26 protein-coding genes are annotated in these 23,366 nt (G+C 60.1%); 9 read left to right on the top strand and 17 right to left on the bottom strand.

The genetic code is table 11. The features are described from left to right. Positions 1-130: 130 nt before the first annotated feature. The 3 genes from dsbG to dsbD are packed head-to-tail and all read right to left on the bottom strand — an operon-like array spanning position 131 to position 3,473. Complete coding sequence (gene dsbG / locus IC37_RS15205) at positions 131-898, bottom strand: thiol:disulfide interchange protein DsbG (RefSeq protein WP_030132278.1); 768 nt, start codon at positions 896-898, stop codon at positions 131-133. Beyond that, the gene (locus tag IC37_RS15200; RefSeq protein ID WP_030132277.1) at positions 874-1,740 is read right to left on the bottom strand and encodes a TlpA disulfide reductase family protein; all 867 of its coding nucleotides are present in this window, start codon (positions 1,738-1,740) and stop codon (positions 874-876) included. The genes dsbG and IC37_RS15200 overlap by 25 nt, the downstream gene beginning before the upstream one ends. Next, positions 1,740-3,473: a protein-disulfide reductase DsbD gene (gene dsbD / locus IC37_RS15195; protein WP_030132276.1), complete on the bottom strand. Its 1,734-nt coding sequence runs from the start codon at positions 3,471-3,473 to the stop codon at positions 1,740-1,742. The genes IC37_RS15200 and dsbD overlap by 1 nt, the downstream gene beginning before the upstream one ends. A gap of 153 nt (positions 3,474-3,626) precedes the next feature. On the opposite strand from dsbD, the gene IC37_RS15190 reads away from it, so the two are divergent. The 5 genes from IC37_RS15190 (at position 3,627) to IC37_RS15170 (ending at position 8,306) form a co-directional block, all read left to right on the top strand. Continuing rightward, positions 3,627-4,307: a response regulator gene (locus IC37_RS15190; protein ID WP_030132275.1), complete on the top strand. Its 681-nt coding sequence runs from the start codon at positions 3,627-3,629 to the stop codon at positions 4,305-4,307. Next, positions 4,304-5,629 carry an ATP-binding protein gene (locus IC37_RS15185; protein WP_030132274.1) on the top strand — a complete coding sequence of 442 codons (1,326 nt, stop codon included), beginning with the start codon at positions 4,304-4,306 and terminating at the stop codon, positions 5,627-5,629. The genes IC37_RS15190 and IC37_RS15185 overlap by 4 nt, the downstream gene beginning before the upstream one ends. 326 nt (positions 5,630-5,955) lie before the next feature. Continuing rightward, entirely contained in the window at positions 5,956-6,441 is a 486-nt protein-coding gene (locus IC37_RS15180) for a GNAT family N-acetyltransferase (RefSeq protein ID WP_030132273.1), read from the top strand. Between the two features lie 143 nt (positions 6,442-6,584). Then, positions 6,585-7,997, top strand: a complete 1,413-nt coding sequence (locus IC37_RS15175) for an aspartate aminotransferase family protein (RefSeq protein ID WP_030132272.1) — start codon at positions 6,585-6,587, stop codon at positions 7,995-7,997. Between the two features lie 81 nt (positions 7,998-8,078). Further along, positions 8,079-8,306 carry an MbtH family protein gene (locus tag IC37_RS15170; protein ID WP_007934245.1) on the top strand — a complete coding sequence of 76 codons (228 nt, stop codon included), beginning with the start codon at positions 8,079-8,081 and terminating at the stop codon, positions 8,304-8,306. Positions 8,307-8,452: 146 nt separating this feature from the next. Here the strand turns inward: IC37_RS15170 and IC37_RS15165 are convergent, their stop codons facing one another. From IC37_RS15165 to IC37_RS15125, 9 genes are all read right to left on the bottom strand, one after another. Further along, on the bottom strand, positions 8,453-9,370 hold the full coding sequence (locus IC37_RS15165; protein WP_030132271.1) for a metal ABC transporter solute-binding protein, Zn/Mn family: 918 nt from the start codon (positions 9,368-9,370) through the stop codon (positions 8,453-8,455). After that, positions 9,371-10,270: a metal ABC transporter permease gene (locus IC37_RS15160; protein WP_007906536.1), complete on the bottom strand. Its 900-nt coding sequence runs from the start codon at positions 10,268-10,270 to the stop codon at positions 9,371-9,373. Further along, entirely contained in the window at positions 10,270-11,043 is a 774-nt protein-coding gene (locus IC37_RS15155) for a metal ABC transporter ATP-binding protein (RefSeq protein ID WP_371916327.1), read from the bottom strand. Before IC37_RS15155 ends, IC37_RS15160 begins: the two co-directional genes overlap by 1 nt. Before the next feature lie 89 nt (positions 11,044-11,132). Then, positions 11,133-12,059 (bottom strand): metal ABC transporter substrate-binding protein, encoded by a 927-nt coding sequence (locus IC37_RS15150; RefSeq protein WP_030132269.1) that lies wholly within the window; start codon positions 12,057-12,059, stop codon positions 11,133-11,135. Between the two features lie 35 nt (positions 12,060-12,094). After that, the gene (locus IC37_RS15145) at positions 12,095-12,670 is read right to left on the bottom strand and encodes a DUF6162 family protein (RefSeq protein WP_030132268.1); all 576 of its coding nucleotides are present in this window, start codon (positions 12,668-12,670) and stop codon (positions 12,095-12,097) included. After that, complete coding sequence (locus tag IC37_RS15140) at positions 12,667-12,987, bottom strand: hypothetical protein (RefSeq protein ID WP_030132267.1); 321 nt, start codon at positions 12,985-12,987, stop codon at positions 12,667-12,669. Before IC37_RS15140 ends, IC37_RS15145 begins: the two co-directional genes overlap by 4 nt. Next, positions 12,984-13,526: a hypothetical protein gene (locus IC37_RS15135; RefSeq protein ID WP_030132266.1), complete on the bottom strand. Its 543-nt coding sequence runs from the start codon at positions 13,524-13,526 to the stop codon at positions 12,984-12,986. Before IC37_RS15135 ends, IC37_RS15140 begins: the two co-directional genes overlap by 4 nt. After that, positions 13,523-14,734 carry a PepSY domain-containing protein gene (locus IC37_RS15130; protein WP_030132265.1) on the bottom strand — a complete coding sequence of 404 codons (1,212 nt, stop codon included), beginning with the start codon at positions 14,732-14,734 and terminating at the stop codon, positions 13,523-13,525. The genes IC37_RS15135 and IC37_RS15130 overlap by 4 nt, the downstream gene beginning before the upstream one ends. Before the next feature lie 268 nt (positions 14,735-15,002). Then, positions 15,003-15,461: a VOC family protein gene (locus tag IC37_RS15125; RefSeq protein WP_030132264.1), complete on the bottom strand. Its 459-nt coding sequence runs from the start codon at positions 15,459-15,461 to the stop codon at positions 15,003-15,005. Between the two features lie 442 nt (positions 15,462-15,903). On the opposite strand from IC37_RS15125, the gene IC37_RS15120 reads away from it, so the two are divergent. From IC37_RS15120 to IC37_RS15105, 4 genes are all read left to right on the top strand, one after another. Further along, the gene (locus IC37_RS15120; RefSeq protein ID WP_030132263.1) at positions 15,904-16,173 is read left to right on the top strand and encodes a hypothetical protein; all 270 of its coding nucleotides are present in this window, start codon (positions 15,904-15,906) and stop codon (positions 16,171-16,173) included. A gap of 100 nt (positions 16,174-16,273) precedes the next feature. Then, positions 16,274-16,888, top strand: coding sequence for a LysE family translocator (locus IC37_RS15115; RefSeq protein ID WP_030132262.1), 615 nt, complete (start codon positions 16,274-16,276; stop codon positions 16,886-16,888). A gap of 205 nt (positions 16,889-17,093) precedes the next feature. After that, a complete protein-coding gene (locus IC37_RS15110) occupies positions 17,094-18,260 on the top strand; it encodes a cysteine desulfurase family protein (protein WP_030132261.1) in 1,167 nt (388 codons plus the stop codon). A gap of 55 nt (positions 18,261-18,315) precedes the next feature. Next, entirely contained in the window at positions 18,316-20,124 is a 1,809-nt protein-coding gene (locus IC37_RS15105; RefSeq protein WP_030132260.1) for an aminopeptidase P family protein, read from the top strand. A 58-nt stretch (positions 20,125-20,182) separates the two neighbouring features. Here IC37_RS15105 and IC37_RS15100 read toward each other — a convergent pair whose 3' ends face one another. From IC37_RS15100 to IC37_RS30170, 5 genes are all read right to left on the bottom strand, one after another. Next, on the bottom strand, positions 20,183-20,779 hold the full coding sequence (locus IC37_RS15100) for a 2-hydroxychromene-2-carboxylate isomerase (protein WP_030132259.1): 597 nt from the start codon (positions 20,777-20,779) through the stop codon (positions 20,183-20,185). A 36-nt stretch (positions 20,780-20,815) separates the two neighbouring features. Further along, a complete protein-coding gene (locus tag IC37_RS15095) occupies positions 20,816-21,556 on the bottom strand; it encodes an SDR family oxidoreductase (protein ID WP_030132258.1) in 741 nt (246 codons plus the stop codon). Between the two features lie 98 nt (positions 21,557-21,654). Next, complete coding sequence (locus IC37_RS15090) at positions 21,655-21,936, bottom strand: hypothetical protein (RefSeq protein WP_030132257.1); 282 nt, start codon at positions 21,934-21,936, stop codon at positions 21,655-21,657. Positions 21,937-22,105: 169 nt separating this feature from the next. Continuing rightward, positions 22,106-22,993, bottom strand: coding sequence for a threonine/homoserine exporter RhtA (gene rhtA / locus IC37_RS15085; protein WP_030132256.1), 888 nt, complete (start codon positions 22,991-22,993; stop codon positions 22,106-22,108). Continuing rightward, the coding region (locus IC37_RS30170; RefSeq protein WP_218244344.1) for a hypothetical protein at positions 22,990-23,366 on the bottom strand (377 nt) is incomplete at its 5' end. The genes IC37_RS30170 and rhtA, both read right to left, overlap by 4 nt.

Genomic DNA, 23,366 nt, shown 5'->3' with positions numbered 1-23,366 from the left:
TCGTTCTTCGCGAGCAAGCCCGCTCCCATTTCATTAGTTGACCGAGTTCTTTGATGGAAATGCGGTCGAACGTGGGAGCGGGCTTGCTCGCGAAGGCGCCAGTGAAATCACCTCAACCCTGAAGGCAGAATCACTTAGGCCCCAGAATCTTCACCAACTTGTCCGGCGTCGGCGCGCCTTGCTGCTGTTGCAGCTGCCCCTTGTCGTCCATGTAGAAAATCGCCGGGGTGGCGGCCAATTCCAGGTCTTCCATCAACTGCATGTTCGCCGCGAGTTTCGCTTGAATCGCCGGCGGCACGTCTTTCAACGCCTTGAGCGAACTGTCCTTGCCGGATTTTTCGTGGTCTGCCAACGCTTTTTGCGGGTCCTTGGCGGCCAGCAGCGCGGCGGATTTGCCCGGGCTGTCTTCGCGAATGATGCCGACCATGATGTGCCGCAACTGCACCTTGCCAGCCTTGACCCACGGCCGCGCCTGTTCCCAGAACATGTTGCAGTACGGGCAATTCGGGTCACTGAACAGATAGACGATTCGCGGTGCATCCTTGTTGCCGTCACCGATCCAGTTGCTGGCTTCCATCTTGCCCCAGATTTCCTTGGCCATTGGCGCGTAGACCAGTTTCTGCAACGGCGCGCTGCTCAGGTCATTGCCGTCGGCGTCGTACAGGTTCCCCAGCAGCACATGTTTGCCGTCCGGGGTCAGGTACAGCGCCATGCCACGGTTCTGATACTGCGCCGCATAACCGCGCAGGCCGTCGGGCGCGTCGAAGGTGCCGACGATTTTCGCGCCCTTGGCTTCGATCTTCTTGATCGCTTCAGGCAATTCTTCGGCCTGTACCGACGGCAAGTGCAGCAGGGCGGCACCCAGGGTCAACGTCAGCAGGTTGCGGAGGCGGAGCATGGCAGTTTCCTTGAAGGCGTGGCCGAGGTGGCCGGGTTCGGGGTGTCGAAGTTTTCCAGGGCGCGGGCCAGGCTGGCTTCAGAGAGTTCGCCCAGATGACTGCCCAGCAGGTACCCGTCGGGGCTATAGAACAGCGTAGTCGGCAATGCCATGGAACCCACGGCCTGACTCAATCGACCGCTGCCATCGAACAGCACGTTAGTCAGGCTCAGGCCCTGGGTTTCGAGGAAGGTGGCGACGCTGTGCATGCTTTCGGTCTGATTGACGAACAGAAAGGTCAGGTCCGGACGCTGTTGCTGGGCGTTTTCCAGCACCGGCATTTCCCGGCGGCACGGCGGGCACCAGGTGGCCCAGAGGTTGATGACCAGCGGCCCACCTCTATAATCCGCCAGTTGCACGGTCTGGCCAGCGGCATTGCGCAGCGTGATTTCCGGCAGGCGCGTGCCTTGTTCGTAAATCGTCAGGGAGAAGGTCGCCAGCAGCCAGAACGCCAAACCGCTGCCCACGCCAAAACCCAACGGACGGCGCAAGCCCGGGCGATGCCAGCCCCGATACAACGCGACGAGCAACAGCACGACCACCCCGGGCCAGGCGAGGAAACCACCGTCGCGCAGGTCGATGATCTGCCACGGATCGTTGCGATATTGCGCCCAGTAGGCGATCACGAAACCGACCCGGGCCGCCAGCATGCCTACCAGGAACAGGCTGAACAACACCGACTCCGGGTTCTCGCCGCCGCGCCGGGCCACCCGCCAGCCGACAAAAGTCGCGAGCGCCAAGGCACTGATCAGCAGCAGGTGATTAAGCGCAATGGCAAAGGTGCCGAGGGTAAAAGTCAGCATTAACGAGCGTCTCGGGTGGTGGTCCAGCGTTGCAGGAAGGTGCCGGCATCGACCTCACCGGTGATGCGCTGGCTGCGACGCTCTTCGCCATTGGGGCCGATCCACAACAGGCTTGGTGGCCCCGGCACTTTATAACGGCCGAGCAGTTCGCGGCTGGCGGCATTGTCGGCGGTGACGTCGAGCCGTAGCAAGCGCACATCGCTGAGCGCTTCCAGTACCTGCGGTTTGCCGAAGACCTGTTTTTCCATGACTTTGCACGACACACACCAGTCGGCGTAATAGTCCAGCAGCACCCATTGACCCTGGGCCTTGGCTGCATCGAGTTCGCGTTGCAGGACGGCGGGCTCCTTGATCGTAGTGAATGCATCATGCGCGCTGGGCGCGGCAGCGTCGGTACGGCCGGCGCTGTACACCTGCAGCGGCTGATAAGGATCGTCACTGCCACCCGCCGCACCGACCACCAGCAGACTCCCCCAAAGTCCCAGCAACAGCGAACTGGCGCCGAACAGTTGGGCGATGCGACCGAAGCCCTCGGACTGTTTCCACGCGCTGTAAGCGGCGATTAACAGCAAGGCACCACACAATCCGAGCCACAAGGAGGGCGCGAGCACCGGCCGCAGCATCAGCAATGCCGTGGCGAGGAAGAGGAAACCGAACACACCCTTGAGCAGATTCATCCACGCGCCGGGTTTGGGCAGGAAACGATTGCCGACGGTCACCAGCAGCAATAGCGGCACACCGATGCCGATGCCCATGGCGAACAGAATCAGCCCGCCGTGCAGCCCATTGCCGCTTTGGGCGATATAGAGCAAGGCCCCCGCCAGCGGCGCGGTCATGCATGGACCTACCAGCAGACCGGACAAAGCCCCGAGTACACCGGCACCGATCAAGCTGCCACCGCGCTGATTGCGCGAAACATGTTCCAGCCGATCCCGCACGGCCACCGGCAATTGCAACTCGAAGAAACCGAACATCGGCAAGGCCAGCAGCACGAACACCGCCGCAAAGCTGCCCAGCAACCAGGGGTTCTGCAACAATGCCTGAAGGTTTGCACCCAGCAGCGCAGCCAGAACGCCCATCGCCGCATACACCAGCGCCATGCTCACGACGTAACTGGTCGCCAGGGCAAAACCGCGTTTCGGCGTGGCCCCACTGCCAACGATCAAACCCGCCAGAATCGGTAGCATCGGCAACGAGCAAGGCGTGAACGCCAGCAGCAGCCCCAAGCCAAAGAACACCAGCAAGCTCCAGCCCAACGCCCGTTGCTGCAGGCCGCTGGCCAAGGCCTGGTCGGGCGCTTCGACGGTCGCCGCCGCTGTCGCCTGGCCACCGAGATCGATGATTTGAGTCTGCGGCGGATAACACAAACCGGCATCGGCGCAGCCCTGGAAGCCTACTTTGATCTGACCAGTGGCTCCGGCCGGAATCTTCAATTCCAGGCCCTGGCGATAGATCTGCTGTTCGCCGAAGAACTCGTCGCTGTGGGACTCGCCCTCGGGCAGAACCGGCACTTGCTCCGGGGCCAGACCCTCGAATTTCAGGCGTTTCTGATACAGGTAATACTTGTCGGCAATTTGCCAATAGAGCTGGGTTTCCCCGGATTCAAGGCGTTCGGAGGTGAAGATGAACGCTTTTTCCACTGGGAGAAAATCGGTTTTGGTTTCGAACGGATTCGTTCCAGCCTGGGCCACACCCGAGATCAACAGAACAAAGAATAAAAACAATCGACGCATGGGTAAGCCTTATCCCTGTGCAAGTGAGGTGCACAGTGGAGGGCGGCGATTAACCGATGATTAACCACACTCGCCTTGTGACAATGGCGCTTGCGGCATAATGTCCGCTTAATCGGCTACCGGCCTAATCACCTTTTTTCTACGGGACTCACCATGCACGTACTGGTTTGTGAAGACGATGAGCTGATCGCCAGCGGCATCGTTGCCGGGTTGACCGCTCAAGGCCTGACCGTCGAGCACGTCGCCACCGCATCAAAGGCCCGGGCGATGCTCAAGGTCGCCGAATTCGACGTCATGGTGCTCGATCTCGGCCTGCCCGATGAAGATGGCCTCAAGCTGTTGCAGCAGTTGCGTCACCATGGCCTGGAAATCCCGGTGCTGATTCTCACCGCGCGGGACTCGGTCACTGACCGGGTCGATGGCCTGCAAGCCGGCGCCGACGACTACTTGCTCAAACCGTTCGACCTGCGCGAACTTGCCGCGCGCCTGCACACCTTATTGCGACGAGTGGCGGGGCGCAGCGTCAACCTGATTGAACACGGTCGTTTGACCTACGACCCGAGCAGCCGCGAAACCCTGCTCGGCGGCCAATCGGTGGATTTGTCGCGCCGTGAGCAATCGCTGTTGCAAGCCTTGCTGCACAACCGCGGTCGGGTCCTGTCCACCGAGCAACTCAAGGACAGCGTCTACGGTTTCAACGACGAGCTGGAAAGCAACGCCCTTAACGTCCATATCCATCACCTGCGGCGCAAACTCGGCAACGGCATCGTCGAGACTGTGCGTGGCCTGGGCTATCGCCTGGGGCCGGCCGATGGCGGAGAACAATCGAAGTGATGAGCCTGCGTTTGCGCCTGAGCCTGACCCTCGGCGCCGCGTTTGCGCTGATCTGGGCCCTGGCCGCCGCCTGGATGCTCAGTGATCTGCGCAACCAGATGATGTTTTCCCTCGACCAGCGGCTGGTGGCGTCGGCGCGGATGGTCGCCGGGTTGCTGGAGCAACTGCCGGCGTTGCCGAGCAAGGGCGAAGGCACTCATTTCAGCGCTGAACAGCTGAGCATCCCTGGTGGCATGGCCTGCCAAGTCAGCTCGTTGCGCGGCGAAATTCTGGCCCGCAGCCACAGTAGCCCCGAACAAACCCTGGAAGCCGAAAAAATGGGCTTCCACGATCAAATGATCGATGGCGCACCGTGGCGCAGCTTCACCCTGGCGCGCGGGGATGTGCGCATTACCACCGCCGACCGGCAGATCGAGCGCGAAGCGCTGAACATGTCCATTCTGCTGGCGGCCTCAGTACCGGTCGGCGTGGCGCTGCTTGGCTGCTTGTGTCTGTTGTGGCTCGGTATCGGTCAGGGGCTGGCACCGCTCAATCGTATGCGCGATGCGCTGATGCGGCGCAGTGCCGATTCTCTGGAACCGTTGCAAATCCAGCCGTTGCCCAGCGAGCTGCAGCCGCTGCTGGAAACCCAGAATCAGTTGTTCCTGCGCATCGGCAAGACCATCGAGCGCGAACGGCGCCTGACCGGTGATGCCGCACATGAATTACGTAGCCCACTGACCGCCATCAAAACCCACCTGCAAGTGGCGCGCATGACCGAAGGCAGCGCGCGGGATCAGTCCCTGGCCCGGGCCGAAGAGGGCGCTGACCGACTGCATCGCACGCTTGAACAATTGCTGCTGCTGGCGCGTGTCGAGGGCAGCCTGTCGTTCGATGATGGCGTGCAGTGCAGCGCCGAGCAGGTGGCGAAACTGGCGATTCAGGATGCAGCCAGCGGTGATCGTCAGCGGATCAAATTTCAGTTGCCGAGCACATTCTCCGATGCGCCGCTGCAAATGCCCGCGGTGCTGTCGATTGCTGCGTTGCGCAATTTGCTCGACAACGCCCTGCGCCATACCCCGGGCGATGGGGCCGTGGAGTTGAGCCTGGAAACCACCGACAATCGCGTGCGTTTTTTGGTTCGCGACCACGGCCCGGGCATTGCCGAAGATGACCTGCAACACCTGACCCAACGCTTCTGGCGCAACGGCCAGAGCACCGGTTGCGGCCTCGGCCTGGCGATTGTCCAGGCCATCGTCCAGCGCTGCGGCTGCACCCTGCATTTCGACAGTCGACCGGATGGCTTGCGGGTTGAATTGACGATGCCTTTGCAACCCATCTAACAAACGACACAAAGCCAGTGTGGGAGCGGGCTTGCTCGCGAAAACGGTGGCACATCCAGAAATGATGCGACTGACAGTCCGCTTTCGCGAGCAAGCCCGCTCCCACATTTGGTCGGGGTAGCCACAGGTTCTGTGATCAACACAAAACCATTGTGTGCGAGCCTGCTCGCGATAGTGGCGCCTCGGTTTCCCAGATAAACCAAGACAGTTGCTCCCACATTTGTTTATGTCACACACCAAATGTAACGTCTCTCCATTAGCCACCTAGCCTCCACAGCGCTATCGTCCCCGGCAGCTTTGACTCAATGGATTGAGGTAACAGCGCCATGGATGCATCGATACACATCTGCAAGGCAACGCCCGCCGACGCCGGGATCATCAGCCGGATCGTCGAGCGCTCCATTCGCGTCGGCTGCGCGCTCGACCACCGCAACGATCCGCGAACCGTCGCCACCTGGACCCACAACAAAACCATCGAACATATACAGCCCTGGCTGAGCGACCCGAGGTTGTACCTGAACATCGCCCTGTTGCAGGAAAAACCGATCGGCGTTGCCATGGCGGCAATCAGCGGCAAGGTCGCGTTCTGTTATGTACAGCCGGAATGGTTTCGGCGAGGCGCCGGACAAGCGCTGGTGCACGATCTCGAGACCTGGTTGATCGCGCAGGGTTTGCCTCAGGCGCGGCTCAACAGCACTCGAACCGGCGAGGCGTTTTACCACCGCCTGGGTTACCGGGCTTGCGCCGAAACCTTCGCCGTGGCGGGACTCCACGCCATTCCCATGCACAAGGCGCTGTCGCCACCTTCATAGAAAGCTGATCGAGGGTCTAAATCCTCGAGGTCCTGATGCGTTTCCAGAACAGGAAAACCTGCAAGTGCGCCCCGTGACCGGAACGCGCACCTGCCCGGTGTGCAGTTTTGGTCACTATCAACAGCGTATTGAGGGATCGAGAGATGTCAGTCGCTACCAGCCTTATCGAAGATCAGCCGGCCCGGATCGTCCCGACGCCTGCCGAAACGCTGTATCAGTTCAACGAATCGCCATTGCTGGCCCGTCAGAGCCAGCAGGAATCGAATGCCCGTAGCTACCCGCGACGCATTCCCTTGGCACTCAAGCGTGCCAAGGGCATTTATGTCGAGGACGTCGAAGGCCGCAGTTTCATCGATTGCCTGGCCGGCGCGGGCACTCTGGCCCTGGGGCACAACCATCCGGTGGTGATCGAAGCGATCCAGCAAGTGCTGACCGATGAGCTGCCGCTGCATACCCTCGACCTGACCACGCCGGTCAAGGATCAGTTTGTCCAGGATCTGTTCGATCTGTTGCCGCCAGCATTGGCCGTTGAAGCCAAAATTCAGTTCTGCGGCCCCACCGGCACCGACGCCGTTGAAGCCGCGCTGAAACTGGTGCGCACCGCCACCGGGCGCAGCACCGTGTTGTCGTTCCAGGGCGGTTACCACGGCATGAGCCAGGGCGCGCTGAGCCTGATGGGCAGTCTGGGGCCGAAAAAGCCGTTGGGTGCGTTGCTCAGCAGTGGTGTGCAATTTATGCCCTATCCCTACGATTACCGTTGCCCGTTCGGACTCGGCGGCGCGCAGGGGGTGCAGGTCAACCTGAATTACCTGGAAAACCTGCTGAATGATCCAGAGGCTGGAGTGCAATTGCCTGCTGCCGTGATCGTCGAAGCGGTGCAGGGCGAGGGCGGGGTGATCCCGGCCGATCTCGACTGGTTGCGCGGCTTGCGACGCATCACCGAGAAGGCCGGCGTAGCGTTGATCGTCGATGAAATCCAGAGCGGTTTTGCCCGCACCGGCAAGATGTTCGCCTTCGAGCACGCCGGGATCATCCCGGACGTGGTGGTGCTGTCCAAAGCCATCGGCGGCAGCCTGCCGCTGGCGGTGGTGGTCTATCGCGACTGGCTCGACACCTGGCTGCCGGGCGCCCATGCCGGGACCTTCCGCGGTAATCAGATGGCCATGGCCGCAGGCTCTGCGGTGATGCGCTACCTGACTGAGCACAAGGTTTGCGAGCACGCTGCGGCCATGGGCGAACGCTTGAGCGAACATTTGCGCGTCCTGCAACGGGGCTTCCCGCAACTGGGCGATATTCGCGGGCGCGGCTTGATGCTGGGCGTCGAGCTGGTCGATCCGAGCGGCATGGCGGACGTTCAAGGCCATCCACCGATATTCGGTCGTCTGGCGCCGCTGGTGCAGCGCGAATGCCTCAAGCGCGGGTTGATCCTCGAGCTGGGCGGGCGCCACGGCGGTGTCGTGCGTTTCTTGCCGCCGCTGGTGATCACTGCCGCAGAAATCGATCGGGTGGCCGAGATTTTCGGCAGGGCCATGGCCGCGGCCACTGCCAGCCTTTAAATTTTTTGGTGCCTTGAACGTTCCTTCTACATAGTGGCTGCGCACGGCGTGCAGCCCACCCTACAGCGATGGAGAAACAGCATGACGTCAGTATTCGACCGCGAAGACATCCTCTTTCAGGTCGTGGTCAACCACGAAGAGCAATACTCGATCTGGCCCGACTACAAAGCCGTGCCACAAGGCTGGCGCACCGTGGGCAAGAGCGGCCTGAAAAAGGAATGCCTGGCCTACATCGAAGAGGTCTGGACCGACATGCGTCCACTGAGCCTGCGCCAGAAAATGGAAGAACAGGCGGCTGTGGCTCACTGAGCTGTCAAGTGAGACGCGGAGCGTCTCTGGCTGCATTCCCACGCAGAGCGTGGGAACGAAAAGCCCGCTGAACCGGTGACGGTCAGCGGGCTTTTTCAGGTCTGGAGTTTGTGTTGCCTGTCAGGCCGCCATCGCTGTTTCTGACGTTACACCCCGCTCAAGCCCTTGATCACAAAATCCACATTCCCCTCCAACTCGGCCACCGGATCTGCCCCATCGACACTCAACACCACCAACCGACTCCCAGCCTCGGCAATCGCCGCTTTTACCGCGTCCGATGGCTGCCGATGATGCAACACCACTGCTACGTCATTGTCTTTGAGCGTCGCGCCCAATTGCTTGAGCGCCTCCGGCGTCCACTCGGCATCCGGCCGTGCATCAAGGCCGATCAGCTCCAGGTTGAGCCCACCGGTCAGGTAGCCGAAATGATCGCTCAGGCTCATCACACTCAAGTTGTCGGCATTGGCCAATCGTGACTCACTGTCGGCGCTGAGCTTGAGCAAGCGCTGTTTGAGCACTGCCAGGTTGGCATCGATCTTCGGTTTGGCCGCTGGCGCCAGGCGCACCAGGTCTGCAGCCATGACATCCGCCATCCGGCCCATGTTGTTGCTGGCCAGCCAAGGCTGACTGTTCAAACCGTCGACCTTGCTGCCAGGCTGCACGGCAATACCAGGCAGGGCACCGTCCACCGGGCGGGCAGCATCGACTTCAACGATACGAATATTGCTGCGCCGGGCATTCGGGTACAGCGGGTCATCCGGCCATAGCGAGCGCAGGCCGATGACCGCATCGGCATTGCTCGCCAGCTTATTGAGCTCCGGAGCGCCGCGGCCGGTGAAATAAGCGGTCTGCCGGCTGCCCGGCAGATTGGCCGGTGCGGCGCGCTCCAGGCTGACATCGGTGCCTTTGAGCAGGGCTTCGCCCAAACCATAAGTGATCGGCAAGGACGCCAGCACTCGTAACGGTTTGGCGCTGTCAGCGGCGAGCAGCGGGGTGTTGACCAAGCCGCAGAGGGGCAATGTGAAGGTCAATGCCAGGGTCAATTGACGCAGAGAAAAAGACATTTATCCGAGGTTCCCTTTCAGACTTGGGACGATGCCGCGAGCGATGGCGGCCAGGGCGAAGGCAATACCGGCCACCAAAATGATCGCGGCACCGGACGGGATAGGCAGGTCAAAGACAATCGGCGCGAGAATTCCACACAGTGTGCTCACCGTGGCGATCAGCACCGAACACCAGAAGAAACCCTTCAGTGACTGGCTGAGCAAACGCGCGGCTGCCGCTGGAATCACCAACAGGGCGCCGACCAGAATCGCGCCGATGACTTTCACCGCCGCCACCGTGATTAAAGTCACCAGAATCACGAACAGGTAATCCAGGGTCTTCACCGCCACACCGCGCACTGCTGCCAGTTGCGGGTTGAAACTGGCGAGCATGATGCGGTTGTACAGCGGCAGAGCCAGCGCCATCACCAGCGAGCCGACGATGGCCAATACCAGCAGATCGTTGCCGTTGACCGTCAGCACAGAACCGAACAGCACGTTTTCCAGAATGTGAACGTTGATCTTGCCCGCCAGAATCAACAACAGGCTGGCGCCCAAGGCCAATGACACGGAAAGGAACACGCCGATCAAAGTATCCGGCGCCAGCCCCGTACGGTTGCGTAAATAGTTGAGCAGGATGCCGAACAGCAGGCAGTAACCGAACAGGCTGCCGTAGGGACCGGTGTAGGGTTCACCGAGCAGAATGCCGATGGCCACACCGGTCAGCGCTGCGTGACCCACCGCTTCGGAGAAAAACGCGAAACGCTTGACCACCACCAACGTGCCCAAACCGCCTAATACCGGGCCGATCAGCAATCCGGCGAGCAGGGCGTTGACCACAAAACCATAGGCCAGTGCTTCCGGCAGGTAACCCGACGAGGCCCAACCCTGGACCATCAAACGAAAGGCTTCGTAACTCATCAAGCAGCGCTCCGGGGATGGGTTGAGAACAAGGTCAGCAATCGCTCCGGGGTCAGTGCCTGTTTCGGTGTGGCATCGAACAGCACCCGGCGATTGAGGCCGGTGACGCGGTCCGCCAGACGCCCGACCGCTTCCAGATCATGCTCGATCCACAGCACGGTGATGCCGCTCTGGCGCCAGTCGCCCAACAGCCGTTCGAACACTTGAATACCGGCTTCATCGAGGGCTGACATCGGTTCATCGAGCACCAGCAGCTGCGGCACCGGAATCAGCCCTTGGGCCAACAATACGCGCTGGCGTTCACCGCCGGACAGCGCGCCCATGCGCCGCTTGCGCTTGTCCTGCATGCCGACCCGCTCCAGAGCTTCGCCGATCGCCGCTGCGTAATGCTTGCTCAACCCGAGGAATGCCGGGCGTCGCTGACACATGGCGGCCATGAAATCGTCGACGGTCATCGGCAAGCCGCGATCAAACTCCAGCGCCTGGGGCACGTAGCCGATGGTTCCCGGTTCGCCGGGCCATTGCAGGCTCAGGCGCCCTTGATGCGGCATCTGCCCGAGCAGGGTCTTGATCAGCGAACTCTTGCCACCCCCGTTGGGGCCGACCAGCGCATGCACGCTGCCGGGCTGGACTTGAAAGGTCACCTTGTCGAGGATCGTCGTGCGCCCCAGCGTCAGGCTGACCTCGGCGAGATCCAGGGTCGGCCCCGAAACCTGTGGGAGCGGCGGTGCGACGATTCGACTTGCTCGCGAAAGCGGTGGGTCAGTCAACATTGATGTCGACTGATACTCACTCTTCGCGAGCAAGTCGAATCGTCGCACCGCCGCTCCCACAGGGGATTCAGTGATGGTTTCTTTAGCCGTCATGCGCCGGACTCCTGAATCGCCCGGACCACGGTGTTGAGGTTGCCGGTCATTTCTTTTTCGTATTTGTCGGCGGTGTATTCGCCATAGGAAATATGCGACAGCGGATACAGCTTCACCCCGGATTCACGCTGGATGGTATCGACGTAGGTGGACGGAAAATCCATCTCCGAGAAGATCACCTTCACGTCCAGTTCCCGCAGTTGATCGATGGTTTTTTTCAGCTGGCTGGGGCTCGGTTCGATGCCATGGGCCGGCTCGACCACGGCGGTCACTTCCAGGCCAAACTCGCGCAGCAAATAATCGTAGGCGGCGTGCACCGTGGCCACGCGCAGCTCGGCGTTTGGCGCCTGGGTCAGTTTTGCCAGGGCATCGGCGCGCATCTGCCGCAGGCGTTTGCCGTAGGCGCGGGCGTTCCGGGTGTAGGTTTTGGCGTTGGTCGGGTCAAGCTTGCCCAGTTCCCGGGCGATGTTGTTGACCTGGGCAATGGACGCGCTGATCGACAGAAACGTATGCGGATTGACGACCTTGCCGGCACCCCGGGCGGCGACGCCGGTGGCGGCCAGCAGCGGCACGTTTTCGTTGGCTTCGATCACCTTGATGTTCGGGGTTTCGCTGGCGGCGATCATGCGGTCGGCGAAGTCGTCATGACCCACACCGTTGAGCACGATCACGTCCAGCCCGCCGATGCGTTTGATGTCTTCGGCTCGTGGCTCGTAGGCATGAGGATTGAAACCGGCCGGGATCAGCGGCACCACTTCGGCCTTGTCACCAACGATGTTGGCCACGTAACTGTAATAAGGGTGCAGGGTGATGCCGATGCGCAGACGCTTGGCTTCGTCGGCACTGGCCAAAGGGGTCAGCAAACAGGCAAGCAAGCCGAGCAGCAGCAGGCGCAAAAAAGGATGTTGAGATGAACTAGGCATGGGAAAGCGGTCTTCTCTCGGGTGAAGGCAAGGGTTCAATGCCGATGCTGGCGGGTGACCCCGGCATCGAATTGCGCGACGATCTGCTGCCAGCCGGCGCCGTTGAGCGCAGCGTCGGTGAGATCGTTCGGAGCGGGGAGGGCGTTGCCGCGGTTGAGCCAGATGTCCGGTGCGGTGTCGTCTTCAGCGGTCAGGCGCATCAAAAACGAGCCGGCGACGGTTGGGGTCTGGCTCTGGCCGAAGTACGCCTTGGTGTCCAGCAACTGCCAGGCATGGCCTCCGCGGCTGACGGAACTGGCATCCTGGGCAAACGGCGCGAAACCTTCATCGGCGAGGGTGGCGGGTGTGGGCAGCGCTTGCTGTTCCTGACGCAACAGATGAATTTCATCCAGCGTGACCCGCAGGTCGGCGTAAATACCTTGCTCGGATGCGCTCAGATCGCGACGGGCATCCAGTTGATGGCTGCCCACGCTGCGTACCTCATGGGACTCTCCGCGCCAAGCGACCACCGAGCCGGCAACCGCGAGGATCATCAGGCATAACAGCAACACATAGAGGGTTTCATGGCCGGCACCGGCCGGGCGGACAACGTGCGTGGTTGGCATAGTCATGGGGCTTCGATGTCCGCTTGGTCGATCTCGACGACATGGCCGGGACCGGCGTCGAACAGCACATAGAACTCAGCGCCGGGCTTCTTGAACGTCAGGGTCGAATCGGCGCCGAGCTTGCCTGGCACCAGAATGCTTTCGTCGTAGCCGATCACGTCCAGGGTCACTCCTGGTGCACCGCTGCCGTCGGAGAAACCACCGGTGCAACGGATCTGTTCGTCGTCGATGGCCTTGCATTCGCACATCGGGTTATGGGCCAGGGCGCTGCTGCTGAAGGCGGCGCAGAGCACCAGTAAAACGGGGCGAAAAGCGTTGATCATGGTTTGCCTCCTTGTTTGTTCAGCCATGCGAGGGTAGCCGGGGATGCCTGGCTCAGGGGGATGGACGCTTGATGCATGGCGCCGTCCCAGCCTTCCATGGTGATCCACAGCTCGGCGTCGGTTTTGGTCTTTTCAGGCACCGGGACACCGGCGCCCATGCGGTACGGTGTGCCGAAGAAAATCACCCCGGCGGCGCGCAAGCTGCGTGGTTTGCCAATACGCAGGTAAGTCGCCTTGACCTGATCGCGACAGCTGTCGCAGAGCGCCGCGTTGAAGTACTTGATGGGGCCGGCCGGGCCGTCGGATACGGGGGCTTCGTTGCGAAATTCGGCCAGGCGCAGGCTCCAGGGACCGACCTGAACTTCACCGATCTCCCGCTGACCCAGGCCGGTGTCACCGCGAAACAGCGCCGCGTCGGCGAAGTACTTGGGCATGAACCCCAGTGGCACCAGCAACAGGAGCACGTTGATGTGGAAGCGCCATGTGTGCCAGAAACGGCTTAGCGGCGAGCGAGGTTTTTCTGCTGTGACCTGGTTCATCGGCTGACCTCCGTGGCTTCGCGGCTCATGGCCGGGGCGGGCGGACTGACCACCGCCGTCCGTGGACGCTTGTTGCTGCGCTTGAGGGCATTGGCCGTGGCCAGGGCGGTGCGTTTGGTCCAGATCAATAGGCCGCTGAGAACCATCATGCTCAGGATCAGGCCGAATAAGAACCAGATCAGTTTGATCCAGATACCGCCGAAATCGCCGGTGTGCAGCGGTCGCATGGATTCGGTCACCAGCTCCAGACCCGAACGGTCTGACAGCAGACGTGTGGCGGCGATATCACCGGTGTAAGGGTTGACCTCGGCGCTCTGGAATATCAATGGGTACCAACTGCGTCCGCTCACCGAAAGGTGGCTATAGGCATTGGCGGGCAGGCTGACAGAGCTGTCTTCCAGGCCGGGAATGCGTTCCTTGGCCTCGTGGATCGCACGCTCCAGACTAATCATCGGCGCCGGTGCACCATCGACGGTGAGCGGCACGCTCTCGCGCGCGACGACGGGTGCGACCGGTGCAGTGGAAATCGAAATCTGGTTATCGTACAGAACTGCCTTGATCAGGAACCAGACACTGGTGATCGAGATCACCGCAATGAACCAGATCGACCAGATACCGCTGAGTCGGTGAAAGTCGCCCCAGAAAATCCGCGCGCCATGACGAAAGCGCAGGGTCGGTCGCAAGAAGCCTTTCCAGAACCGTTTGTAGACCACCAGCCCGGTCACCAGCGAAGCCAGCATCGGCAGCCCGAGGAACGACACCAGGTACCAGCCCCAGCTGTAGCCGTTGGTGAACGGCACCAGCCACCAGCCATGCAGTGCACGGGTAAAGGCCTTGAAGTTGAACTGCGGGGCAGTGCCCTGAATGACGCCACTGTAAGGATTGACGTAGACCGTCACCGAGCGTCCGTCCGGGTAACTGACTTCCACATCCAGGGCGAAATGCGACTCGTCAGGGCGGCTGATGCCCTCGACCAGCGTCTGGGGTTCGGCTTTTTTGATGGCGGCGATGATCTGGTCATAGCTGAGCAACGGCGCGTCATCCGAAGGCGCGCTGGCGCGCATTTGCGGATTGGCCAGCCAGACGATTTCCTGACTCACTACCGCCAGGGTACCGGTTACACAGACGATCAGTACAAAGAACCAGATGGGCAGCGCCAGCCAGCTATGGACCAGAAACCAGAGTTTTGAGCGGGATTTCTTCGACATGATTAAAGGTCTTGTTTCGATGAGAGGACCGCTGCTGTGGGCTTCCAGGCGTTGCGGTCCATGAAAAGTCCGGCCGTGGCTTTTGCCTACGCGACCGACTGCATCTAAATAAGACGTATGAGCATCGAAAATCCCGAAAGGGGATATGAAAGTAAATGTTTCCCGCTCCCAACACCGGATCGGCTGTGTACACATAATGTGTGTTCAACACCGATCAACTGTGGCAGCGGGCTTGCCCGCGAAGAGGCCCGAACAGTCACTGAAAAACTCAACCCTGCTTAAACATCTCCTTCGCCCGCTGTTCGATTTGTTCCTGAGTCAGATCCTCTTTGTGCGTGGCCAGAAACCACAGATGCCCATAGGGATCCCTCAAGGTCCCCGAGCGGTCGCCGTAAAACTGATCCTTGACCTCGGACACCACCGTGGCTCCGGCATCGATGGCCTGTTTATAGGACTTGTCTACATCGCTCACATACAAATGCAGGCCCACGGACGGCGACTTGTCCGGATTGCTCAGTGGTCCCTCGTCACACGGGGTGCCGAGCATGATCGGACAGTCGCCGATACGAAGTTCGGCGTGACCGATGCCGCCATCGGGCATGGACAGGCGCATGACTTCGGTGGCGCCAAAGGCTTTCTTGTAGAAGTCGATGGCTTCGGCAGCTTTCTGAATGCCCAGATAAGGGGTGACGCTGTGATAACCCTCTGGAATAGGTTTTACGCTCATGACGGTTCTCCTTTTATTGTGGGGTTAAGGTGTTCCTTCGCCGATTTCCGGTCGATTAACTATAGGTCAGCCCCTTCCCCGCAACCGAGTGCCCGACGAGCAGCAGCGCAACTATTCAGCCGTCAGGCAACAGGACGCCTAGCGGCTTTGCAGTCGCGCGCAATTCCTCTTTTGAACGATGTTTCCCTGTAGGAGCGAGGCTTGCCCGCGAAGCAAACTCCGCGGTGTGTTGATGCACCGCGGTATCGTTCTTCGCGGGCAAGCCTCGCTCCTACAGATCGCTTGCGACAGCGCCGCGCCTAGTGGTTGGGCGATGGCTCGGCCCGTGTCCGGGCATTCTTTGTAATCCGATACCCACTATCGAGAGCATTGATTTTTGCCCTTCGAGCGGCGCGGGTAGCCTGTGTCCATTGCCCAAACCCAGATATCCCGGACGCCCGAAATGAAATCTCTACTCGCCACTTTCATATTGCTCGCCATCTCCGTTCTCGCCGGATGTGCCAGCCATATTTCACCGGAATTGCGGCCCTACACCGCTGAAGAAACCCGGGAACTGGCGCTGGAGGCCCTGAATCGTCGTGGCTTGTCCTTCGACGAGTACCACGCGAAGAAAGCCGAATTGCTCGGCCAGCCGGCAAAATCGTTCAGTTTCGACAAACAAGGCGAGATGAACGCTGAACGCGCAGTACAGCTGCATGGTCGCCAAAGCTGAGCGGCAACTGTACTGCTCGAACTTTCACGCAACTGTCCTGGGTTTCCCTCAAGGCGTGCGATAGGGTCAATACCTGACTGACCCTTATGGACTGCCACCCATGACACTCTCGCTCGACCTGCTGCTGGGCTTTGCCCTGTTTGCCCTTGTCACCTCGATCACCCCCGGCCCGAACAACACCATGTTGCTGGCCTCGGGTGTGAATTTCGGCTTTCACCGCACCATTCCCCACATGTTGGGCATTACCTGCGGCTTCTTCGTTCTGGTGGTCGCTGTCGGTTTCGGCCTGGGCACGGTGTTTCAAACCTATCCAATGCTTTACACCGTGTTGCGCTACGTCGGCGCGGCGTATTTGCTGTACCTGGCGTGGAAGATTGCTCATTCCGGGCCGGTAGCCGAGGGTGAACAGGGCGAGGGCAAGCCGATCAGTTATTTGGGCGCGGCAGCGTTTCAATGGGTCAACCCCAAGGCCTGGATCATGGCCATCGGAGCCATCAGCACCTACACACCGATGCAGGGCTATTTCACTAATGTGATTGTGATTGCCGCGGTCTTTGCCTTGATCAATCTGCCAAGTGTCAGTGTATGGGCCGGTTGCGGCACTTTGTTGCGCAATGTGCTGCGCGATCGCCGCTGGTTGCGGCTGTTCAACTGGGGCATGGCCTTATTGTTGGTAGCTTCGATGTATCCGTTATTGCTCGAAAGTTTTAGCTGACGCATTGCTTCATCCGGTGGCCCGATGCCTGTTAAGCTCGACTTCAGGAGCGTTCCTACGCACTTTTAAATGAAGTTGTTCTTCTTTAATGGCCTCCGATCAGGTATTGCTGTCGTTCTGAAAATTCGGCGTCGCTCATGAGGCGGCGCTTTGAAACTTCCAGTGACGAGCTTCCTGATCCCGGAACACGCTCTGCGAGTCTTTTATGAATAAACGTCCGTTGTATTTCGACTACGCCGCCACCACGCCGGTGGATGAGCGAATCATCAAGGTCATGGTCGAGTGTCTGGGTTTCACTGGTAACTTCGGCAATCCAGCGTCCAGTTCCCACGCCTTCGGCCAACAGGCCCGGCAATCGGTCGAGCAAGCACGGCGCCAGGTCGCCGAATTGGTGGGCGCCCAGGCGGAACAGATCGTCTGGACCTCTGGCGCCACCGAATCCAACAACCTTGCCCTCAAGGGCGTGGCCCAGGCCCGCGGCGTGTCCGGCGGCCACATCATCACCAGCCAGATCGAACACAAAGCGATTCTCGACACGGCAAAACAATTGCAGGACGCAGGCGTTGCGGTGACGTATCTGGTGCCCGATGCCGAAGGCCTGATTACCCCGCAAGCAGTCAGCGAAGCGATGCGTGAGGACACCTTTCTGGTGTCATTGATGCTGGTCAATAACGAACTGGGCACCATCAACGACATCCCGGCCATCGGCCAGGTGGTGCGTGATCGCGATGCGTTGTTCCACGTCGATGCGGCCCAGGGCGCGGGCAAAGTGGCGATCGATCTGGCTCGGTGGCCGGTGGATTTGATGTCGTTCTCGGCGCACAAGGTCTACGGCCCCAAAGGCATTGGCGCGCTGTATGTCGGTTCTCGCGCGCAGCAGCGTCTGCAGGCGCAGATCCACGGTGGTGGTCACGAGGGCGGGTTGCGTTCCGGCACGCTGGCGACGCACCAGATTGCCGCAATGGGGGCAGCCTTCGCGTTGGCGGCCACCTCGTTCGATGAAGAAAGAGCCACCATCGCGCGTCTGCGTGAACGCTTGCTCGAGCCGCTGCTGAGCATTCCCGGCGTGCGCCTCAATGGCAGCCCGACCCAGCGCATTCCCCATACCCTGAGCCTGACTTTCAACGAAGGCGAATTCAGTTCCGCGGCGTTGAGCACCTCGATTGCATTTTCCGCGACCTCGGCCTGCAATTCCGCCAGCAATGCGCCGTCCCATGTACTGCTGGCCCTGGGGCATAACGCACGCTCGGCCAGTCGCACCATTCGCTTGAGCCTGGGGCGTTTCACTACCGAGCAGGATATCGATCAAGCGGTACACCTGATTAAAGCAGCTTGCGCCAGTGCTCCGGCATTCTGGGCGACAGGTCCTTAAGCGCCGACGCCGATCGGCACCGAATAATAATGATGAGTGGTTAGCAGGAGACACGATGAGTACACAGCCTTTGACCAATGGATTGGTACCCCAGCGCCTGGCGCAAACCCGCGAGCTGATGAGCCGGGAGGGCATTCATGCTCTGCTGGTGCCGTCGGCCGACCCGCACCTGTCGGAGTACCTGCCGGGCTATTGGCAGGGGCGGCAGTGGCTGTCGGGTTTTCACGGCTCGGTGGGCACGCTGATCGTTACCCCGGATTTTGCCGGTGTCTGGGCCGACAGCCGCTATTGGGAACAAGCGAGCAAGGAGCTCAAGGGCAGCGGCATTGAACTGGTCAAGCTGCAACCGGGTCAACCCGGCCCGCTCGATTGGCTGGCCGAGCAAACCCCTGAAGGCGGTGTCGTCGCAGTCGATGGCGCGGTGATGGCCGTGGCGTCGGCGCGTACCCTGAGCAGCAAGCTCGAAGAACGTGGCGCACGTCTGCGCACCGACATCGATCTGCTGAGTGAAGTCTGGAGTGACCGTCCGAGCCTGCCGAACGAGCCGATCTACCAACACTTGCCGCCTCAGGCGACGGTCAGCCGTGGCGAAAAACTCGCCAAACTGCGTGAGGTGCTGAAAGAGCGCGGTGCCGACTGGCACTTCATCGCCACACTCGACGACATCGCCTGGCTGTTCAACCTGCGCGGCGGCGATGTGTCGTTCAATCCGGTGTTCGTGTCCTTCGCCCTGATCAGCCAGCAGCAGGCCACCTTGTTCGTCGCCCTGAGCAAAGTGAGCGCCGAGCTGCGTGCCATACTCGAACAGGACGGCGTGACCCTGCGCGATTACAGCGAAGTAACCGCCGCCTTGCGCGCCGTACCGAGCGGCGAGAGCCTGCAAGTCGATCCGGCGCGGGTCACGGCGGGTCTGCTGGATAACCTGAACAACGGCGTGAAACTGCTCGAAGGCCTGAACCCGACCACCCTGGCCAAGTCGCAGAAAAGCCTGGCCGATGCCGAGCACATTCGTCGGGCCATGGAGCAGGACGGCGCGGCGCTGTGCGAATTCTTCGCCTGGCTGGAAGTGGCCTTGGGGCGCGAGCGCATCACTGAACTGACCATCGACGAACACCTGACCGCGGCGCGTACCCGGCGTCCGGATTATGTGTCGCTGAGCTTCAACACCATTGCCGCGTTTAACGCCAACGGTGCGATGCCGCACTACCACGCCACCGAAGAAGAACACGCGGTGATCGAGGGTGACGGCCTGTTGCTGATCGACTCCGGGGGCCAATACCTGGGCGGTACCACCGACATCACCCGAATGGTGCCGGTGGGTACGCCGACTGCCGAGCAGAAGCGCGATTGCACCCGAGTGCTCAAAGGCGTGATTGCACTTTCCCGTGCTCAGTTCCCACGAGGCATTCTGTCGCCGTTGCTGGACGCTATTGCCCGCGCCCCGATCTGGGCCGAAAGCGTCGACTATGGTCACGGCACCGGTCACGGCGTCGGCTACTTCCTCAATGTTCACGAAGGCCCGCAAGTCATCGCCTATCAGGCCGCGGCGGCACCGCAAACCGCGATGCAGCCGGGCATGATCACGTCCATCGAACCGGGCACTTACCGTCCGGGTCGCTGGGGCGTGCGGATCGAGAATCTGGTGTTGAATCGCGAAGCGGGCAAGAGCGAATTTGGTGAGTTCCTGAAATTCGAAACGCTGACCCTGTGCCCGATCGACACCCGTTGCCTGGAACCGTCGCTGCTGACCGAAGACGAAAAGCAGTGGTTCAACGCCTATCACGCTGAGGTGCGTGAACGCTTGAGCCCGTTGCTCGACGGCGCGGCCCTCGAATGGTTGAACACCCGAACTGCGTCTATTTGAGCGGTTTGAGTTCAGACGCTATTTACAGCGCCTGGCTCATGTCATAGGCAGGCGCTGGTTATTGCGCAAGTAGGGCTTCAAGGACGAAGTCCAACCGATCCTGGCCGAAGAACAACTGATCACCGACAAACATGCTCGGCGCACCGAATACGCCACGTTGTACCGCTTCCTCGGTGTTTTCCTTGAGGGTGGCTTTGACTGCCTCATCGGTGGTCAGCGCCAGCACTTCGTTCGGATCAAAACCGTTTTTCGTCAACACGGCGGCGACGGTCGCGGGATCATCGAGACTGCGTCCTTCAACCCAAAGCGCGTGAAACAGGCAATCGATAAACGCCTGAAAGCGTTCTGGATGACGCAGTTGCATCCCTGTGACAGCACGCATCAGCATCAGCGTATTGATCGGGAAGTTCGGGTTGAACTTCAGCGGTACGCCATAGCGTTTGGCATAGCGGTCCAGGTCCTGAAACATGTAGCGACCCTTGGCCGGTACGGTGATGGGAGAAACATTGCCGGTAGCTTTGAAGACACCGCCCAGCAGCATCGGTCTGTAGATCAGCTGACTATCGGTCTGTTTGCAGATCTTCGGCAGTTGGGTATGGGCCAGGTAAGTGGCGGGGCTGCCGAGGTCGAAAAAGAACTCCACGGTTTTGCTCATGGTCGATGTGCTCTTCTTATTGTTGGAAGGGGAGGGCTACCAGCGTTCGTTCCAGGGGCGCAGATCCAGCTCGAAGGTCCAGGCATCCCGTGGCTGGCTGTGCAAGTACCAATAGTTGTCGGCGATATGCTCGGGATTGAGGATGCCATCCTGATCCTTGGTCGCGTATTTTTCCGGAAAATTGTTGCGGATAAAGTCGGTGTCGATGGCGCCATCAACCACGACGTGGGCGACATGGATGTTCATCGGTCCCAGTTCGCGGGCCATGCTTTGCGCCAAGGCGCGAATCCCGTGCTTGGCTCCGGCGAAGGCGGCGAAACCCGCGGCACCGCGCAAGCCAGCAGTGGCACCAGTGAACAGGATCGTGCCCCGTTGGCGGGTGACCATGCGCCTGGCCACTTCACGGGCGTTGAGAAACCCTGAGAAACAGGCCATTTCCCAAATCTTGAAATACTTGCGGGCGGTTTCCTCGAGGATGCTGCACGGCACATTGGCGCCGATATTGAAGACGAACGCTTCGATGGGGCCGATCTCGGTTTCGATCTGCTCAATGAGCGCTATCACGTCTTCTTCATTACGCGCATCGCAGGCAAAACCGTGAGCCTCGCCGCCACTGGCTGTGATGGACTCTACCAATGGCTGGAGTTTGTCTGCGCTGCGACGTGTGACGCAGGCGACATAACCTTCACGGGCAAAACGTTTGGCGATGGCGCCGCCGGTGGCATCGCCTGCGCCGACGACCAATACGATTTTTTTGTTATTGATAGCGGTGGTCATGGATATCGCCCTTTGCTGAACGGTCATTGACTGACGAACGTTAGCAGCATCGGAGCGAAGCGCCTATCGGGCTACGCAAGCCCGATAGGAAGGGAGGGTTACTTGCAGATGACGATCATGCTGCGGCTGGTATAGCCGGCAGGGTTGAGGCCGAACGGATAGTCGCCGGGTTCTTCCACCGCATCCCCTGACTTGGCGATGACCTTGTATCCCTTGGGCGCACACGAATTGGCGGCGCTGGTGTAGCACTTGTCCCAAGAGGACGAGAGCCCCGAACAGTTGATATGCAGTCCTTTCTTGCCGTGTTTCATCTGGGGTTTCGAGGTCGCCGCGCAGCCCGCAATTGCAAGTACGGCGATCAGTATCAAAATTCGTTTCATTGCTGTCCTTAATCGCGGCCCCGGATCTGCGCCTGGGTCTACCTGCCTTCGCTTTTGCTTGAAGCGTTCTGATATCCCTATCTGAAAAAATCCATGTCTGACACTGAGTTACGTGACCTAAACATGGCCTAATTGAGCGGCAAATACCAGACCTTCGTCAAATCTCGTTTCAATCCGCTGCGACCACAGGCTTTGCGGTGCTCCCCATGGTCATGGTCGCGCCGACAGAAGCGAGAATGATGCACAGGATAGCCATCCACTGTGACAGGGAAAGGTATTCATGGAGGAACAACAGGCCGGACAATGCGCCGAACGCGGGCTCAATGCTCATCAGCGTACCGAAGGTACGGGCTGGAATCCGTGTCAGGGCGACCATCTCGAGGGTGTAGGGCAGGGCGGTAGATAGGATAGCGACCCCGATGGCCACGGGAATCAACGAGGGTGTCAGCAACGCAGCGCCAGCGTGGACAATGCCTATGGGGGCTACGAACAATGCGGCAATCATCACACCCAACGCGGCGGTCTGCACCCCATTATCAGCCCCGGCCTTCTGGCCGAACAGAATGTACAATGCCCAGCAGACACCAGCCCCAAGGGCATAACCTGCACCGACCAGATCGATGCCTGCACTCGTGGCGCCTATCGGAATCAATAGCAGTAAACCTATAGCCGCCAGAGCGATCCATAGAAAGTCGATCGCTCGACGTGAGGCATAAATAGCGACCGCCAATGGGCCGGTGAACTCCAGGGCTACGGCAATACCCAGGGGGACGGTGCGCAAGGACATATAGAAGAGGAAATTCATGCCGCCCAACGCCATTCCGTAGACGATAACGGTGCGCAGGGATTTCGCGGTGAGCTTTGCTCGCCATGGGCGCAATAGCAGTAGCATGATCACACTGGCAAAGATCAATCGCAGGGTGGTTGTTCCTTGAGCACCGATAACCGGGAACATGTTTTTGGCCAGGGAAGCTCCGGACTGGATCGATGCCATGGCTATCAAGAGCAGGCCAACCGAGAACAGAGTCGAGGCAAGACTGCGGGGGTGGTCATTCATTGCGTGGCATCGTCCGAAGTAGCAAGCGAGAGTGTTGTCTTATGTGTTGGGCAATATACTGCGCATTCGTTGCAGGTGCATCTATATATAAGCAGCGATATTGAACATCCTGATAGAAAAATCAAATCATGGGTTGACGGCAGATTCTGAAAGTCTATAATTCGCCCCACTTCCGGCGCAGTCGAAACGGAAAACTCCTTGGTAAACAATGAGTTATGCGGTTTTCGGCAGCGGTTACGCTTCAGTTCATCGAGGCCAGAAGGGGTTGGTAAGGCAGTGTGTTGTCGCCTTATTGACGGTTCGATCTTCCCGGTCGAAAGCGGAGAAAAAGAGGTGTTGACAGCAGCGAGTAACGCTGTAGAATTCGCCTCCC

The organism is Pseudomonas sp. QTF5 (assembly GCF_000512695.2).
Classification (GTDB): Bacteria; Pseudomonadota; Gammaproteobacteria; order Pseudomonadales; family Pseudomonadaceae; genus Aquipseudomonas.
Note: the sequence above shows the minus strand (reverse complement) of the source record. Positions and strands in the feature narration are given on the sequence as shown.

Bases quoted from the DNA above. Each gene is read 5' to 3' on its own strand.
- IC37_RS15175 (WP_030132272.1), top strand. From the start codon at position 6,585: ATGTCAGTCGCTACCAGCCTTATCGAAGATCAGCCGGCCCGGATCGTC.
- IC37_RS15120 (WP_030132263.1), top strand. From the start codon at position 15,904: ATGAAATCTCTACTCGCCACTTTCATATTGCTCGCCATCTCCGTTCTC.
- dsbG (WP_030132278.1), bottom strand. From the start codon at position 898: ATGCTCCGCCTCCGCAACCTGCTGACGTTGACCCTGGGTGCCGCCCTG.
- IC37_RS15105 (WP_030132260.1), top strand. From the start codon at position 18,316: ATGAGTACACAGCCTTTGACCAATGGATTGGTACCCCAGCGCCTGGCG.
- IC37_RS15170 (WP_007934245.1), top strand. From the start codon at position 8,079: ATGACGTCAGTATTCGACCGCGAAGACATCCTCTTTCAGGTCGTGGTC.
- IC37_RS15160 (WP_007906536.1), bottom strand. From the start codon at position 10,270: ATGAGTTACGAAGCCTTTCGTTTGATGGTCCAGGGTTGGGCCTCGTCG.
- IC37_RS15095 (WP_030132258.1), bottom strand. From the start codon at position 21,556: ATGACCACCGCTATCAATAACAAAAAAATCGTATTGGTCGTCGGCGCA.
- IC37_RS15100 (WP_030132259.1), bottom strand. From the start codon at position 20,779: ATGAGCAAAACCGTGGAGTTCTTTTTCGACCTCGGCAGCCCCGCCACT.
- IC37_RS15190 (WP_030132275.1), top strand. From the start codon at position 3,627: ATGCACGTACTGGTTTGTGAAGACGATGAGCTGATCGCCAGCGGCATC.
- rhtA (WP_030132256.1), bottom strand. From the start codon at position 22,993: ATGAATGACCACCCCCGCAGTCTTGCCTCGACTCTGTTCTCGGTTGGC.
- IC37_RS15090 (WP_030132257.1), bottom strand. From the start codon at position 21,936: ATGAAACGAATTTTGATACTGATCGCCGTACTTGCAATTGCGGGCTGC.
- IC37_RS15140 (WP_030132267.1), bottom strand. From the start codon at position 12,987: ATGATCAACGCTTTTCGCCCCGTTTTACTGGTGCTCTGCGCCGCCTTC.
- IC37_RS15145 (WP_030132268.1), bottom strand. From the start codon at position 12,670: ATGACTATGCCAACCACGCACGTTGTCCGCCCGGCCGGTGCCGGCCAT.
- IC37_RS15165 (WP_030132271.1), bottom strand. From the start codon at position 9,370: ATGTCTTTTTCTCTGCGTCAATTGACCCTGGCATTGACCTTCACATTG.
- IC37_RS15155 (WP_371916327.1), bottom strand. From the start codon at position 11,043: ATGTTGACTGACCCACCGCTTTCGCGAGCAAGTCGAATCGTCGCACCG.
- IC37_RS15150 (WP_030132269.1), bottom strand. From the start codon at position 12,059: ATGCCTAGTTCATCTCAACATCCTTTTTTGCGCCTGCTGCTGCTCGGC.
- IC37_RS15125 (WP_030132264.1), bottom strand. From the start codon at position 15,461: ATGAGCGTAAAACCTATTCCAGAGGGTTATCACAGCGTCACCCCTTAT.
- IC37_RS15110 (WP_030132261.1), top strand. From the start codon at position 17,094: ATGAATAAACGTCCGTTGTATTTCGACTACGCCGCCACCACGCCGGTG.
- dsbD (WP_030132276.1), bottom strand. From the start codon at position 3,473: ATGCGTCGATTGTTTTTATTCTTTGTTCTGTTGATCTCGGGTGTGGCC.
- IC37_RS15135 (WP_030132266.1), bottom strand. From the start codon at position 13,526: ATGAACCAGGTCACAGCAGAAAAACCTCGCTCGCCGCTAAGCCGTTTC.
- IC37_RS15200 (WP_030132277.1), bottom strand. From the start codon at position 1,740: ATGCTGACTTTTACCCTCGGCACCTTTGCCATTGCGCTTAATCACCTG.
- IC37_RS15115 (WP_030132262.1), top strand. From the start codon at position 16,274: ATGACACTCTCGCTCGACCTGCTGCTGGGCTTTGCCCTGTTTGCCCTT.
- IC37_RS15130 (WP_030132265.1), bottom strand. From the start codon at position 14,734: ATGTCGAAGAAATCCCGCTCAAAACTCTGGTTTCTGGTCCATAGCTGG.
- IC37_RS15180 (WP_030132273.1), top strand. From the start codon at position 5,956: ATGGATGCATCGATACACATCTGCAAGGCAACGCCCGCCGACGCCGGG.